The organism is Levilactobacillus lindianensis, assembly GCF_003946095.1.
GTDB classification, from domain to species: Bacteria; Bacillota; Bacilli; order Lactobacillales; family Lactobacillaceae; genus Levilactobacillus; species Levilactobacillus lindianensis.
This window is the reverse complement of record NZ_RHOD01000035.1, coordinates 1-14,872: the sequence shown is the minus strand read 5'-3', so window position 1 is coordinate 14,872 and position 14,872 is coordinate 1. Positions and strand designations below refer to the sequence as shown.

The window sequence follows — 14,872 nt, the reverse complement described above, 5'->3', positions numbered from 1 at the left end:
TGGGAAGTAGATACGGTGCTTTCTAGTCGAAGTGAGTCACGATCATGTCTGGTTACATTCGTAGAACGTAAGACCCGACTTCTATGGGCCATCAAAGCCCCTAATAGAACGGCTAAGGCTCTAAACACCGCCTTTGGCAAGTTTATGGGGGCCTTCGATCCCCAAGTAAAATCCATTACTGTTGATCATGGTAAAGAGTTTGCCAATTATCAGGCCTTAGAACAGGATTATCAGATCAAAGTTTATTTTTGCCATCCATATTCACCATGGGAGCGAGGTTCCAATGAATATTTTAATAGGCGGTTACGCTGGTTCTTCCCGAAAAAGACCAATTTTAGCCAAGTAACGACTGATGAGATCCTAGCAGCACTTGAACTAATTAATCAACGACCATTAAAAATACATCATCAACAGACTGCCATTGAAAGATTCCGGGCTTGTTCGGATTAAACTTGTAATTTGCCGTATAAAAAATTAATTTAGCGGCGACTTTATTTAAATGACGCCAATGATGAGAAGAGCTAACCATACAGCCGTATGGATTAGCTCTTTTTTTGTGGTGACAACACTTAATATACATAAAAATGAATGTTTATAAAACGATTGACATCTAAAATGAATGATGATAAATTTAATAACAATATTTAAGACCAGGCAAAGAAGAGTAACGTCGAGGGCGGTCTAGCGAGTTCGGGCAGATGGGAGCCGAATCGAACCGTCGACGTGAACCGCATCGGAGCGTCGTCATCATGCAACAAGTCGTGATGACTGGGTCGTGCCCATTACCGCACGTCGCGCTGGCTGAAGGCCGCGCATTGAGAGATAAAACAAGGTGGTACCGCGAGTCGTTCGCCCTTGTTGGTGAGTTAACCAACGAGGACGGGCGGCTCTTTTGATCGGGCCAGATAAGTGAGGGACGTTAAAATGAAAAAATTATTGGGATTGAGTTTTGGATTATTAGCAGTGGCTGCTTTGGCGGGGTGTGGGACGACGCAGGCAGAGAGTAGCACGGGCCAGGTGTTAAAGGTCACCATGGTGGGAAATCCCGCGACGGCAAATCCGGCCATTTCCGGCGACAGTAACAGTTCGAGTATGATTGCGCAAACGGAAGAAGGGCTGTACACCCTGGACGAGAACGGGAAGGTTGCCCCGGGGGTGGCGGAGAAGGTGGTTAAGCCGACGCATAACGGGACGGTGTATACGTTCAAAATTAAGCAGAGCGCCAAGTGGCAGAATGGCGATCCCGTGACGGCACAGGACTTTGTGACTTCCTTCCAGTGGCAGGTAAATCCACAATCTAAGTCGCAGGTGGCTAACAAACTGAAATTTTTGAAGAACTATGATGCCGTTCAGTCCGGTAAAGCTAAGCCAGCGACACTAGGTGTGAAAGCCCTCAACCAGAAGACCTTGCAGGTGACCTTGTCACAGCCTCAACCATGGCTAGGTGATATCTTAGCGACAGCAGAATATCCCATGAAGACGAATCTTTTCAAGCAGTATGGCAGTCAGTACGGAACGTCATCCGATAAGACCTTGTCCAATGGCGCCTATAAGCTGGTCAATTGGAGTGGGACCACGGATAGTTGGTCCTATGAGAAGAATGATCAGTATTGGAATGCCAAGAACGTTGAGATTAACCAGGTTGACGTCCAGGTGGTCAAGGATCCTGGGACCTCATCGAGTCTCTTCAAGTCCGGTGCGGTTCAGGAAACCACACTTTCGGGGCAGTACATTAAACAAAATGCCAATGATCCGGCCATGAAGACGACGTTGAACAGTTCGATGCGGTTCTTGGAATTTAATGATCAGAAGAAGATTACCCATAACACCAAACTTCGTCAGGCCTTCTCCTATGTGGTGAACAGATCAGCACTCACGAAGAACGTGCTTCAGGATGGATCTGCGGCCGCGAAGAGCTTGATTCCTTACGGGGATGGGAATGATCCTCAAACCGGGAAGGACTTTTCAGAAGATGTCGGCAACTTGCTGAGCTACGACCCAGCCAAAGCAACGAGCCTTTGGAAACAGGCCAAGCAAGAACTGGGGATTAAGACGGCCAACCTAGAGCTCCTGACGGCCGACACGGACGAACAGAAGCACACAGCCCAGTATTTACAACAACAGGCCCAGAAATACATGCCAGGCCTTAAAATCACGATTAAATCGATGCCTTTGGCTCAGCAGATTGCCAAGGGATCGGCCGGTAACTTCGATATTGACCTGGATGGCTGGAATACGGATTGGCGGGACCCTTCCGACTTCCTCCAAATGGCGGACGGCAAGAGCTCGGTCAACTTCACCAAGTGGGATGATGCCCATTACAGCCAGTTGATGGCGGCTATTGATAACACGGCCAAGTACAGCACGCAACAACGGTGGAACCTGATGAAACAGGCTGATACGTATGTTACCCAGCAAGCGGGCTTAGTTCCTTTGTACCAACAAGCCAAGGCACACTTGGTTTCTAGTAAGGTTGGTGGGTTGAAGTATACGATGATGAGTGACGCGCAGTATAAGTATGCTTACTGGAAGTAGAGTGTGAACGAGGGCGGTTGGCCCTGAGCATTAGCGTAGATAAGTGCCAGTTCGGCGTAGCCGATCCGGTGCTTATCTGGGCTAAGCGGAGGGGACAGCCCGAGCGAACACGTTTCAGAAGTTGCCAGGACTAGGATATAAGGGCGAGAACGAGACGCATTAGCGTAGATAGGTAGCCGAGCCGGGGCTCATCTACGCTAAGCGGAAGGGCCAGCCCGAGCGAATGCGTTTCAGAAGCTGCTAGGATGAGCATATAAGGGTGAACGTATAGTTCCGAGATTATCCAATTCCAATAGTAATAACCGTTAATCATCGTTTCTCCCGCAAAATAAGCCGCATATGAGCCCAATAACAGCTTTCAGTGAATAATTAGTCCAGTGAGGCCAGATTCACGCTGAGCAGCCAATCTGGCGGATAAAAAAGTCACGGGAATTTTCCCGTGGCTTTATGTGATCGAAATTAAAGCATGAGGTAAAAGGTTAAACCATAAACTAATTTTTGAAAACACCTGAATTTAGTCGGAAGTTTTGTTACGATAAGACTTAGACTAACCAGGGGAAACTAAAGTGACCTGCGATCATGGGGAGTGATTGGCGTTTTGATCACGCAAGTGGGTCGTTTCAGACAGGTTAGGTTGGAGGAGGAGATGGCGTGAGTTTTAGAAGGATCTTAAGAGATCAGATTAAACAATCGCTGGATTTGGTCGAAATCTTCATTTTATTATTAATCCCGGTGTTTTTTATTAAGGCACTGATGGATTTCTTGATGCAAGGCCAGATTTTTTGGCTCAATGACGCTTTAGTTTTTCTCAGAAGTGCTAGTGGCTTCATCCTGCTTCTCTTTGTGATTGAAGTGGGCGTCGCCCTTCGCCGTTATTGGTCACGATAAGCAAAAAAGCTCACGACAATTGTCGTGAGCTTTCGTGTTCCTGGATCTATTTTCCGGTCAGAATTGAGAAACGAGACTCGGCGCGAAAGCCGGCTACGAGCTGTTCCGCAATACTAGTGGCGGCATGAGTAGTCAGGCTGGGTCGAACGGTTCGAACCAATGCGGCGACGTCAGCAATGGACGTGGGCTGCCGTTTCACAGAACGTTGGATGAGGTCTGCTTCAATCTTTTTGATTTCACCGGGTTTGAACTCATAGTCGAGAAAAACTAAGGCACTCGATTGGAGGTCAAGCTTCTCGCAGATGGCATCCAGCACCTCAAGCGTGAGGGCCTCCTTGGAAAAAGCTGAGGACATGGGCGATCCTTCTTTCATATGTAAGAATGGTTGCGAGTCCAGATTAACAGACGTCCGGGGAAAACGCTAGTCCCAGATCGAAGCGAAATGGAGCTAGCGAATCAGGGGGCTAACGAGAATGAATAAACATGAGGGAAACGGATAAATATTCTTTTAGGACACAAAAAAATCAGCAACCACGAAGCCATTCCTTCGTGAAAGCTGATTAGTAGTTATGGGCAGTCAGGGGATCGAACCCTGGACCCACGGATTAAGAGTCCGTTGCTCTGCCAGCTGAGCTAACTGCCCATTTCTGTTGCTGTTGTATGTCTTCCATATCAACGAGAACTATCATATCATGAGGATTAGGGGTGCGCAACCCCTTTTTCAAAAAAAGTTGATTTTTATTCAAAAAATTGGTTATTTAAGAAAGCTAATCCCCGGTATTTCAAGGATTAGCCGAACTTGAAAAAATAAAAGTTTTTTTACTGACTTTCGATTAAAACGTGTATTTTGCCAGTGAAAGTGGTGGGTAATCCATAAAATTAATTGAAAAAAGTTGGATAATAGACATAATTGAACTAAACGTTTATGATCACAATGTATTTCCCAGGAAATGGTAAGTTAAAAGCACCTTAAATCCTTTACAGACAAGGCCTGAAAGATAGGTCATGATGTGTTATAATTTAGGCAACGTTGCTCTACCGGTCCTGGATTTTTCTCAGGCCGCGCAACGACCTTTATTTTTTATCGAGCTGACCTTCAGTGGTAGCTCACTTCTAACCTTGACTTTAAACGAGAAAAAATTGTAACACTAACTGTAGTGGCCCCATTGTCGATGGTTTTTTGACATCCAATGGCTGGCCTGCCGATAATCCTGTAATTATCGGATCGGACTGTATTTCCCTTAAGGAGGAAATTTTTAATTATGCCTAAAACAATTCTAGTTGTCGATGATGAAAAGCCAATCACGGATATTATGAAGTTTAATTTGGAAAAAGAAGGGTACGAAGTCGAAGTTGCCTACGATGGCGAAGCCGCTATCCAGCAGGTTGAAGACGCTGCCCCAGATCTGATTATTCTTGATCTGATGTTACCCAAGGTTGATGGCTTAGATGTTGCGCGTGAGATTCGTAAAAAGCATGACATGCCAATCATTATGGTTACGGCCAAGGATTCAGAATTAGACAAGGTTCTCGGCCTGGAATTAGGGGCTGATGACTACGTGACGAAGCCCTTCTCCAACCGAGAACTGGTTGCACGGGTCAAGGCAAACTTACGACGCCAGAATACGGCGGCCCATGCCCAACCGGAAGAACCAGAAAACCAAGATATTGAAATTGGAGATTTGACGATTCACCCCGAAGCTTACTCAGTCTCTAAGCGGGGAGCCAACATTGAGTTGACCCACCGTGAATTTGAGTTGCTTCACTACTTGGCCCAACACATTGGTCAAGTCATGACCCGGGAACACTTGCTCCAAACGGTTTGGGGCTACGATTACTTTGGGGACGTGCGGACGGTCGATGTGACTGTGCGTCGTTTACGAGAAAAGATTGAAGATAGTCCAAGTCACCCAACCTGGCTGGTTACGCGGCGTGGTGTGGGTTACTATTTGCGCAACCCTGAAGATCAGGCCTAAGCGAGCGGGTTACCGCTAAATCTCGCATTGGAGGAGTATGTCACTTCGTGAATAGCAAAATTAAGTTTTTTCAGTCGATTCACTTTAAAATCGCGTTGGTCTTCGCGCTCCTCCTCTTGTTAACGCTGGAGATTGTGGGGGCGGTGTTCGTTCGTCAACTGGAACGGCAGAACTTAAATACCTTTAAATCCCAGCAAGTCGTTCAGACTTACATTGTGAACCGTCTGTCTGATGAGCTGTCGACGACGAATACCACGTCTGCAGATAAGAAGATTAAATCGACCCTCTCAGAGATTAACAACACCAACAATGCTCAGATTCGAGTCATTGATAACAAAGGAACCATTCGGGGAACCAATGAAGTCGATAACCAAGGGGTTGTTGGCCAAAAAACGACTGACAATAACATTAAGAATGCCATCTATAATAACCGTGACGTGGTCCGGACTACCTATAATTCTCAGAACAATAGCCGGTACTACACCACCATTACGCGAATAATTCGGACGCAAGGAAACAACAGCGAATTAGTCGGGGTTATTTCGATGCGGTCAAGTTTAGACTCCGTTTATCAGAATATTAATCAAATCACCCTGATCTATGTTTCTGCTGTTTTTGTGGCAATTATCTTGGGACTAGTGATGGCCATTGTTATTTCCCGGGCAATCACGAGACCAATTGATGAAATGAAGAAACAAACCTTACGGATCGCCCGTGGGGACTACTCTGGCCACGTGCGGGTCTATGGGAGTGACGAGCTGGGGCAACTTGCCAGTGCCGTCAATAACCTTTCCGTCCGGGTCGAAGAAGCGCAAGAATCCACGGAATCTGAACGCCGGCGACTAGACTCCGTCATGGCGCACATGACGGATGGGGTTATCGCCACCGACCGTCGTGGGAATGTCACGATTATTAACGAAACTGCCACGAGTTTTCTGGATACCGATTCGGATGGCGCCGTGGGCAAGTCAATTCTGGATTTACTGGATATCCGCGACAACTATACGTTGCGTGAATTACTAGAGAACCCGGATGATTTAGTCTTGGACTTTTCGACTAAGGAACATGATTTGATTATGCAGGCCTACTTCTCTCTGATTCAGCGGGAATCTGGCTTTATCTCCGGGTTGGTCTGTGTGTTACACGATGTCACGGAACAACAGAAGATTGACCAGGACCGTAAGGAATTCGTTTCCAACGTCTCTCATGAGCTACGGACACCGTTAACTAGTGTGCGGGCTTACATTGAGTCGCTCTCCGAAGGGGCCTGGAAGGACCCTGAGGTGGCGCCGCACTTCCTGAAGGTGACGCAAGAGGAAACGGACCGGATGATTCGGATGATTAACGACCTGTTAACCTTGTCACGGATGGATTCTGGGACCCAAAAGGTCGACATGGAAATGGTCAATCTGAATGAACTTTTCAACTACGTGTTGGATCGTTTCGACATGATGTTGAAGCAAGACGACCGGCCAGAGAAGACCTACACGATCAAACGAGACTTCACCAAGCGCGACCTGTGGGTTGAAATTGATACCGACCGGTTCACGCAAGTGTTGGATAATTTGATGAATAATGCCATTAAATACTCACCAGATGGTGGGGTCATCACCTGTCGCCTACTGGAGACCCATAATAACGTGATTTTGAGCGTTGCTGACCAAGGTTTGGGGATTCCGCGTGCGGATATTCCACGAATCTTTGATCGGTTCTACCGGGTTGATAAGGCCCGTTCACGGGCCCAAGGTGGGACTGGGTTGGGCCTAGCCATCTCCCGTGAAGTCGTTCAGTTACTGGGCGGCCGGATCTGGGTCGATAGTCGCGAGGGCAGAGGGTCAACGTTCTACATTTCCCTGCCTTACAAGCCTTACGAGGAGGATGATCTCTGGGATGAAGATAACTAAAGCTCTCCTACCATTGGGATTGACCGCCGCGGTGGCCGTCAGTGTGGTTCTGTCCGCGATGATTTGGACCAACCCGGCACAGTATGAGCATAACCGCCAGCGGAGCTCTAATACACCGGCAACGGAGCTGAACACCCGACCACAGAAGGATGTTTACCTCCCCACACAGGTGATTTATAGCGATGGTACTGGTAAACAAGAACTATTGAATAACCGAAAAGTTAATCTGACGACCGAGATTCGTGAGTCCTTGGAGAAATGGGATCTCGGCCGCATGAGTCGGGTTCGCGTGTCGTCTAAGACGGCCTATATGGCTTACCTGACGCGCAAGAACAGCCTGTTGCTATCGTATGCCAGCCCAATCAATGGCCGGATCTTCAATACGGTCTTTAACAATAAATTAGCGCGGACCACCACTAAGTTTTCACGGATCATGGTGCCGCTGGGCAACAGCGATCACTTGTACCTGTTAGACGACCGGAAACAGGAGGTCTACCAGGTTAAGGTGAAGACGTCGCAGGTCACGGCCATCAGGAAGATTCTGAAGGAAAATCTCTTCCGGATCGACGTCAAGATGCAGTGGCTCGGCGATTCCGCCTCGGCTTACGTCACGGATAGTGTCACGGTGCCGTCTTATAGCTACCTGGTCAACCAGCAGTCCACGGACTACTTTACGACTCGCCTGCTCAACAAGGGGGAGTCAACCAACGTTTCGGCCAAGAAGAATAAGGAAAGTACCATCTACAGTGATGGGGCTTCCCGGCAACTCACCGTGTATAACAAGAGTGGGACCGCGTTGTTCGAGGATTACAGTGCCTTACAGGCGTCACTTAGTTTTAATCAGGCCCTGAAATCCGGCTACGACGCGATTAAAACCATTGGGATTCCCATGGAAAATCTGCGCTACTACGGGTACAACGCTGGTAAGTCAACCGTGACCTACCGGAGTTTCGTCGAAGGTTTCCCAATTTTCAACCAAAGCAACTACGGCGCGGCCCGGATTCAAATGCTGTCGCAGGGTGTGCGGCGGTATAACTTCTCGATCTACAGTCTCCAAGTCCCAGTGCCCACCGATAAGAAGTCGGTGACGTTATCTGGCACCCAGAGCGTACTCGACCAGCTGGTTGCGGCCGGTTATCACAAGTCTAAAATTAGTAGTTTACAGATTGGGTATCAGTGGTTAGCCTCCACGTCGTCGGACAAGGTGGTTAACCTGACGCCAACCTGGTACGTGCACTACGACGGGAGTTGGAAGACTGCCACGCAGATGCTGAAACAGCAATAAACATGAGGTAAAGGGGGCCAGTCCGGTATGGATTTTCGACGCATTGAGTGGCTATTTCTAGTCGCGTTCATCGCCATTGATATTTTCCTATTTGCCGCGTTTCAACGCGACACCACGGGCCAGACCGACACGGACTCTAGCCGTTCGGTAGATAGCGACACGACGATCGTGAAGGAGATGCGTGCCGATGACATTAAGTTTTCGGCGCCATCGAAGAAAAGCGGCGAGGGTTACTACATTTCCACGAGTAATAACGATAGTGTGAAGAGTAACCTGACCAGCCTGACCGACCAAACGGTGCGTTACCAGTCGGATGGGACCTTTACCGCCACCTTCAAGGCCGCGATTAACGGCGTGGATACTAAACATCCGGATCAGGTTCTGGACGAGGTGGTTAATAACGGGTCACTGATTCTAAATGGGGATCAGTACAAATACAACGCCCAGTTATCCAGTCATAACACGGTTGTTTATACCCAGCGCGTCACGGACGGCCAGATTTACTCCAAGTTTGGGGAGATTCGCTTCAGTTTGACCAATACGGGGTCGGTAACCGGCTACTCGCAAGGGTATCTGCCGGGGGTCAAGACCTTGCGGGAAAAGACGGATACGATTTCCGAGCGTAAGGCGCTGATTTGGCTGTATCAATACAACCAGATCGCCAATAACAGTAAGGTTGTGTGGACTAAACTGGCCTATACGCGCTACTTTAACTTAAAGAACAGTAGCGTGTACATTCCAACCTGGATCATTGCGTACAAGGCCGATAGCGGCAATAACGCCGGGGTTCTTCAGCTGAAACGGGTGAACGCCTTTACCGGGGCCATCCTGAACTCGGATAGTAACGTGAAGTCCGTCAGTGGGACCGCAACAACCAGTGATTAATGAATTCTGAGGGGGCGACGGTGGTCGTCCTTTTTTGTTGGTGACGTATTTGGGACGAGAATGGCCGCTAGCGGCTGGTTGGGCGTCGAACCGGTAAATCCTCATGAATGGTTGAAACGAGGCTACCAGGTGCTGTGACGGCGTCGTGAGTCCCCTTTAGCGGGTAAGTGCGGGATCAGTTGGGAATGAAGCCCGAATATAAGTTGTTTGATACGCGGTTAGTTACAACGGTACGGAAATGCGGTATTATTACGGTATTGAATTTAAGGAGAGGGCAGATGGAATTGCGGACAGATGCAGCAGATGATTTGCGGATCAGTGTCTTATCCAGTGGTAGCACGGGAAACGTGTGCTACGTGGAGAGCCCTAACCAGCGGATCTTAATCGACGCGGGCCTTAGCGGCAAGAAGATTGAAAAATTAATGGGCAACATTGGCCGGGACTTAAATGACGTTAACTCGTTATTGGTCACCCACGAACACTCGGATCACCGTCAAGCGGTGGGGATCCTGGCGCGACGGTACCAGCAGCTCAATGTTTATGCTAACGAAGGCACCTGGGATGCGATGAGTTCCAAGATCGGCAAGGTCGACTTGGCTCAGAAACACCTCTTTGCCCCAGACACCGTCCAGACCTTTGGCGACATCGATGTGGAGAGTTTCTCGGTCTCTCACGACGCCGCGGAACCCCAGTTCTACGCGATTCACTACCATGGGAAGACCTTTGTCATCTTGACGGATACCGGCTACGTGTCCGAACACGTGGAGGGCGTCATTAAGGATGCCGACGCCTACCTGTTAGAATGTAACCATGACGTGGAAATGTTGCGGATGGGCGAGTATTCCTGGCCATTGAAGCAGCGGATCCTCGGTGACAAGGGGCATTTGTCCAATGAAGAAGGGGCCGATGCCCTGATGGACGTGTTGGGCAACCGGACTAAGAAGATTTATCTGGGGCACCGGAGCCTGCATAACAACATGCAGTCCCTGTGTCACCTGACCGTGGCATCCATGATGGAGAACCGTGATTTCGGTGTGGGCCATGACTTCCAGTTGATTGATACCAATCCGGAAGAGGCCACCCCACTGGTCGCCCTGTAGGAAAACTTTAGGATTTCACCATCTATTTATCAAAAAAAATTCACAGGATCCGGGTAACATAGAAGTTACTAAACTAGCGGTCGGTGACACGCGACCGATGATTGAGGAGGGTTCGCGCTTTTGGCGCAATACGATGGATAATAATAATCAGAATAATCAAAACAATGATAATAACGAAACGACACCAACACCTCAGACGCGTAAACGAGGTGGCTTGACCCTGACAAAGGTTGCCGTAACGGCACTCGTCGCCGGACTTTTAGGTGGGGGTGCAGCCTACGGTGGTATTACTTACTTTAATAATAGCGGGATTAATGATACGGCAGTTCCTAGTGGTAGTAATTCAACCGGGAATACCAAGACCTCGAATGTGACGGTCAATGTCAGCAGTCAGTCCACCAAAGCCTTTAACAAGGTGAAGGGGGCCATGGTTTCCGTGGTCAATCTGCAGAAACAAAACAATAACAGCACCTTGGGCCAGTTGTTTGGTCAGGAATCCTCGTCTTCGGATTCCAGTTCGTCCAAGGCAGCCTTAGAGGAAGCCTCCGAAGGGTCCGGAGTTGTTTATAAGAAGGACGGCAACACAGCCTACATCGTCACCAATAATCACGTGGTGTCGGGATCATCCGCACTGCGCGTGGTGACGAGCTCTGGGAAGCAGCTTCAGGCGAAACTAGTCGGGAAGGATTCCGTGACCGACTTGGCCGTACTGAAGGTTAACGGCGCGTCGTTGAAGACCGTTGCCTCATTTGGAAATTCCGATGATATCAAGGTTGGTGAGACCGCGCTAGCCATCGGGTCGCCGCTGGGTAGCCAGTACGCGACGTCTCTGACCGAAGGGATTATTTCCGCTAAGAAACGGACGATTGAAACGACGAACTCCGCTGGTACGCAGACGGGGAACGCCACGGTTATCCAAACCGATGCCGCTATTAACCCTGGGAACTCCGGTGGGGCGCTGATCAACGTCGGTGGTCAGGTTGTCGGGATTACTTCTTCTAAGATTGCCAGCGATGCCGAGGGGACTAGTGTTGAGGGGATGGGCTTTGCCATTCCTTCCAACGAAGTGGTCAACATCATCAATCAACTGGTTAAGAAGGGGAAGGTTGTGCGGCCAGCGTTAGGGATTACCTACGTGGACCTCGCCAACGTTTCCAGTTCGCAACAGAAGTCAGTCTTGAAGTTGCCATCTAGCGTGGATGCTGGGGTTGTTGTGATGAGCGCATCCGCAGATTCACCCGCTAAGAAGGCTGGATTGGCCAAGTACGACGTCATTACCGAGTTGGGTGGCCACGAGATTTCCGACCAGTCAACGCTGCGAGATCTCCTGTACAAGTACAAGTTGAACGATACCGTTTCGCTGACGTACTACCACAATGGGAAGAAGCAGACCACGAAGGTCAAGCTGACCGAGACGTCCGCACAGTTGAGTAAAACGACCAGTGCTACGTCAGAAAGCTAAACTAAAGTCGTGAAATTGAAAACGCCAGTGGAGATTTTCTCCGCTGGCGTTTTTTGCTGTGATAAACTATAAATTGAAAAGCCGAAGTTTCGGGTGTACCGAACAAGTCTGAAAGCGGTCGTCATTGGATCAGGAGCCGAACGAAGAAGTTGCCAAGGCCTTGGGTAATTCAGGGCGGAAATTTTTTGAAATTTCGTTTGTGGATAACTTGGGGGATAAGCGGACTGAAGTTGCGGTGGATAACTTATAAACAGGACAGGGCCGCGGTTGGAACCGGTGTAAAAGTTATCCACAGGTTCGGTGGATAACTGTGGATAGAAACATTTTTATTGAAAAATTGATAGCCAAAAGCGCGACGTGCCGGGGATTGTAAGCGGTAGCCCCGAACGCCCGTTTTGGGGGACAACGGTGGATAACTAGAAAAGCATTGACTTTTTTCGAAAAAATAGATGTCGTAGGTCGGACATCGTTTACCCCCAATATCTAGGAACCCCGTTTGTCCACCTGTGGATAACTTTGTGGATAACCTGTGCATAGGAGGATAATTATGAACATCAAGTTTGTTGTCGTCGGGAAGTTAAAGGAAAAGTACTTTAAACAAGGGATTGCGGAGTATGCCAAACGGCTCTCTCGTTTCTGTAAATTCAGTATCGTCGAGGTGCCGGATGAAAAGGCCCCCGAAAGCATGTCACAGGCCGAAATGGACCAGGTCATGGCCGCGGAGGGTGAGCGGATCCTGAGTAAGATTAAGGACCGCGAATACGTCTATGCCCTGGCCATCCTGGGCAAGGAACGGTCATCTGAGGAGTTTGCCAAGGAACTGAAGGACTTGACCACCTACGGCCACTCAGACATCACCTTCGTCATTGGTGGCTCGCTGGGACTGACGCCAGCCGTGTTGAAGCGGGCGAACACCCAGATTTCATTTGGCCGGTTCACGCTGCCTCATCAGTTGATGCGGTTGGTGTTGACGGAGCAGGTTTACCGGGCGTTTATGATTAATGAGGGAAGTCCATATCATAAGTGACGCTTTTTTTTGGAATTAATCGTTAAATTGGAGTGTTACAGGCGTACATCATAAGTCATGGGAAGTTGTGTTAATATAATATGTATTAATGATATAGACTAACGGTTTCTGTGTTTAGTGTGATATTGAAAAGGACATGGACTGTGGTATTTAATACCACAAATTTGTTTTAAAAAGAGGAGCTTAAGAATGGCTTTAAAAAAGAAAGTTAACTATCAACCACTGATTCCACTTGATCAGTTGAAGATTGATATTAAAAAGCGAGATATTGTTGCGAAGATTACGGACGAGCAGCGCTTCGCTGCAAGAGAGTTAGTCAAATCGTTTCATGGAGATGAAGTTTATTCTTGGAAGGAGAATCAAAAGAGACCAACTTTTATAGATAATTTGTTTGTTAAAGTTTTGGGATATGAAAAACAAGAGAATAGGCAGGGAGAGAGCTTCTCTTTATTAACAGAGTATAAAGATGCTACAGGTACAATACCAGATGGGTTATTAGGAATGTTTGACGTTGATGAGCTTCAGGATCCAACAACTTTAAAGCCTGTCGGTTTTGTTGAGGTTGAAGATGCAAGTTATTCTTTTGGTGCTAAGAGAACTGATAAACGAAAAGGAATGGATCAGGCATTCGACTATCGTTCAAAATTTTCCTATCAGACCGGTGTAACACAGTTTGAAATAGTTACGAATTTTGTAGAGCTAAGAATTTATACGCATGATAAACTTCATGCACATTCGATTGATTTGACAAACTTAACAGACGATGAGGTTCTTTCTGAGCTACTATATTTTTTAGCCCCTGCGAATATTTTACCAGAGTTGTTTGAGAAGACAGAAGATTTGGCGCCTGTAGTACAGGTACAACAGAGGGTTGAAGATGAAAATAGAAAGGGTATTAGTATTTCTGCTGGTAGAGCTTCAGAAATGGGAGAGCTGCATGATAAGTTTATAAAAGCTGGTTTTAAACAGCATCAAGCAGATAAGATGATCGTGCGATTGGCATTCTTAATGTTTTGCGAGGATACAGATGTCATTGAAATGAATCTTTTCAAAAGGTACTTGTCCGAGCGTGTTAGAGCTGCAGATCCGGATAATAGAATGGACAGAATACATAGATTATTTCAGGCTGTAGATACACCGGATGATAGTCAAAGAGAAAATTTAACCAAGCTAAGTGGATTTCCATACATAAATGGTGGCTTATTTAAAGTTAGTAGGGATGATTTTCCTGAGTTTGCAGATATTAGTGATGACATTATTGATACAATTTATGAAGCTGCAAAGCAAAATTGGTCAAAGGTTAATCCTATAGTATTTGGTTCAATGTATGAAGGTGCGATGAACACGCAGATTCGTCATGAATTGGGAGCACACTATACACCTGAAGATGATATTTTGAAAGTCATTAATGGATTATTTATGGATGACTTACGCGCAAGGTTTTTGGCAATAGTTAAGGGTGGGGCAAATGTTATATCAAAATTGTTGGATTTTAAAAGGCAGTTGTCACACTTACATTTTTTGGATCCCGCTTGTGGTTCTGGCAATTTCTTAATTGTAAGTTATCGTGAACTGCGCAGTGGATTGAAGTCAATATTTGAGACAGGTTTTAAGAGACATTCAGAACCGCGTTTACCTTCCACAGCTCAAATAAATCATTAATCGTGATTAATAACTTATTTGAACCATGGAAAGCATTAAATCAGGCGGCCATTTGGCTCGTAAGTGTTGCGATTTCAACTTGTAAGGGGGTCTGGTAGCCCAGTGAACTATGAATTCTCTTCCTATTGTAGAAAGCATGCACATATTC

12 protein-coding genes, 1 tRNA gene and 1 pseudogene are annotated in these 14,872 nt (G+C 47.4%); 11 read left to right on the top strand and 3 right to left on the bottom strand.

What is annotated here, in order from left to right:
* From EKM70_RS10295 to EKM70_RS10285, 3 genes and pseudogenes are all read left to right on the top strand, one after another.
* Window positions 1-450, top strand: a pseudogene (locus EKM70_RS10295) (IS30-like element ISLsa1 family transposase); the annotation flags it as partial.
* Between the two features lie 474 nt (window positions 451-924).
* Window positions 925-2,535 carry a peptide ABC transporter substrate-binding protein gene (locus EKM70_RS10290; protein WP_125547603.1) on the top strand — a complete coding sequence of 537 codons (1,611 nt, stop codon included), beginning with the start codon at window positions 925-927 and terminating at the stop codon, window positions 2,533-2,535.
* Between the two features lie 651 nt (window positions 2,536-3,186).
* The gene (locus EKM70_RS10285; RefSeq protein WP_125547601.1) at window positions 3,187-3,423 is read left to right on the top strand and encodes a hypothetical protein; all 237 of its coding nucleotides are present in this window, start codon (window positions 3,187-3,189) and stop codon (window positions 3,421-3,423) included.
* Window positions 3,424-3,469: 46 nt separating this feature from the next.
* On the opposite strand, the gene EKM70_RS10280 is transcribed toward EKM70_RS10285, so the two are convergent.
* Both EKM70_RS10280 and EKM70_RS10275 read right to left on the bottom strand, forming a co-directional pair.
* Window positions 3,470-3,778: a hypothetical protein gene (locus tag EKM70_RS10280; RefSeq protein ID WP_125547599.1), complete on the bottom strand. Its 309-nt coding sequence runs from the start codon at window positions 3,776-3,778 to the stop codon at window positions 3,470-3,472.
* 215 nt (window positions 3,779-3,993) lie between these two features.
* Window positions 3,994-4,066: transfer RNA gene (locus EKM70_RS10275), tRNA-Lys, on the bottom strand.
* A gap of 619 nt (window positions 4,067-4,685) precedes the next feature.
* Here EKM70_RS10275 and yycF point away from each other — a divergent pair.
* The 8 genes from yycF (at window position 4,686) to EKM70_RS11430 (ending at window position 14,724) form a co-directional block, all read left to right on the top strand.
* Window positions 4,686-5,399 (top strand): response regulator YycF, encoded by a 714-nt coding sequence (gene yycF, locus EKM70_RS10270; protein WP_125547597.1) that lies wholly within the window; start codon window positions 4,686-4,688, stop codon window positions 5,397-5,399.
* Window positions 5,400-5,446: 47 nt separating this feature from the next.
* Window positions 5,447-7,303: a cell wall metabolism sensor histidine kinase WalK gene (gene walK / locus EKM70_RS10265; RefSeq protein ID WP_125547595.1), complete on the top strand. Its 1,857-nt coding sequence runs from the start codon at window positions 5,447-5,449 to the stop codon at window positions 7,301-7,303.
* On the top strand, window positions 7,290-8,588 hold the full coding sequence (locus EKM70_RS10260) for a YycH family regulatory protein (RefSeq protein ID WP_125547593.1): 1,299 nt from the start codon (window positions 7,290-7,292) through the stop codon (window positions 8,586-8,588). The genes walK and EKM70_RS10260 overlap by 14 nt, the downstream gene beginning before the upstream one ends.
* A 27-nt stretch (window positions 8,589-8,615) precedes the next feature.
* Window positions 8,616-9,473: a two-component system regulatory protein YycI gene (locus EKM70_RS10255; protein WP_125547591.1), complete on the top strand. Its 858-nt coding sequence runs from the start codon at window positions 8,616-8,618 to the stop codon at window positions 9,471-9,473.
* 278 nt (window positions 9,474-9,751) lie between these two features.
* Complete coding sequence (locus EKM70_RS10250; RefSeq protein WP_057878197.1) at window positions 9,752-10,573, top strand: MBL fold metallo-hydrolase; 822 nt, start codon at window positions 9,752-9,754, stop codon at window positions 10,571-10,573.
* A 133-nt stretch (window positions 10,574-10,706) separates the two neighbouring features.
* Window positions 10,707-12,035, top strand: a complete 1,329-nt coding sequence (locus EKM70_RS10245; protein WP_125547589.1) for a S1C family serine protease — start codon at window positions 10,707-10,709, stop codon at window positions 12,033-12,035.
* Window positions 12,036-12,582: 547 nt separating this feature from the next.
* Window positions 12,583-13,062, top strand: coding sequence for a 23S rRNA (pseudouridine(1915)-N(3))-methyltransferase RlmH (gene rlmH, locus EKM70_RS10240; RefSeq protein ID WP_057878196.1), 480 nt, complete (start codon window positions 12,583-12,585; stop codon window positions 13,060-13,062).
* A gap of 189 nt (window positions 13,063-13,251) precedes the next feature.
* Window positions 13,252-14,724 carry an SAM-dependent DNA methyltransferase gene (locus EKM70_RS11430; RefSeq protein WP_164506378.1) on the top strand — a complete coding sequence of 491 codons (1,473 nt, stop codon included), beginning with the start codon at window positions 13,252-13,254 and terminating at the stop codon, window positions 14,722-14,724.
* Between the two features lie 40 nt (window positions 14,725-14,764).
* Here the strand turns inward: EKM70_RS11430 and EKM70_RS11670 are convergent, their stop codons facing one another.
* Window positions 14,765-14,866 (bottom strand): hypothetical protein, encoded by a 102-nt coding sequence (locus EKM70_RS11670; protein ID WP_128211902.1) that lies wholly within the window; start codon window positions 14,864-14,866, stop codon window positions 14,765-14,767.
* Between the last annotated feature and the right edge of the window lie 6 nt (window positions 14,867-14,872).

Bases quoted from the DNA above. Each gene is read 5' to 3' on its own strand.
- EKM70_RS10290 (WP_125547603.1), top strand. From the start codon at position 925: ATGAAAAAATTATTGGGATTGAGTTTTGGATTATTAGCAGTGGCTGCT.
- EKM70_RS10250 (WP_057878197.1), top strand. From the start codon at position 9,752: ATGGAATTGCGGACAGATGCAGCAGATGATTTGCGGATCAGTGTCTTA.
- EKM70_RS10245 (WP_125547589.1), top strand. From the start codon at position 10,707: ATGGATAATAATAATCAGAATAATCAAAACAATGATAATAACGAAACG.
- EKM70_RS11430 (WP_164506378.1), top strand. From the start codon at position 13,252: ATGGCTTTAAAAAAGAAAGTTAACTATCAACCACTGATTCCACTTGAT.
- EKM70_RS10255 (WP_125547591.1), top strand. From the start codon at position 8,616: ATGGATTTTCGACGCATTGAGTGGCTATTTCTAGTCGCGTTCATCGCC.
- EKM70_RS10280 (WP_125547599.1), bottom strand. From the start codon at position 3,778: ATGTCCTCAGCTTTTTCCAAGGAGGCCCTCACGCTTGAGGTGCTGGAT.
- EKM70_RS10260 (WP_125547593.1), top strand. From the start codon at position 7,290: ATGAAGATAACTAAAGCTCTCCTACCATTGGGATTGACCGCCGCGGTG.
- rlmH (WP_057878196.1), top strand. From the start codon at position 12,583: ATGAACATCAAGTTTGTTGTCGTCGGGAAGTTAAAGGAAAAGTACTTT.
- yycF (WP_125547597.1), top strand. From the start codon at position 4,686: ATGCCTAAAACAATTCTAGTTGTCGATGATGAAAAGCCAATCACGGAT.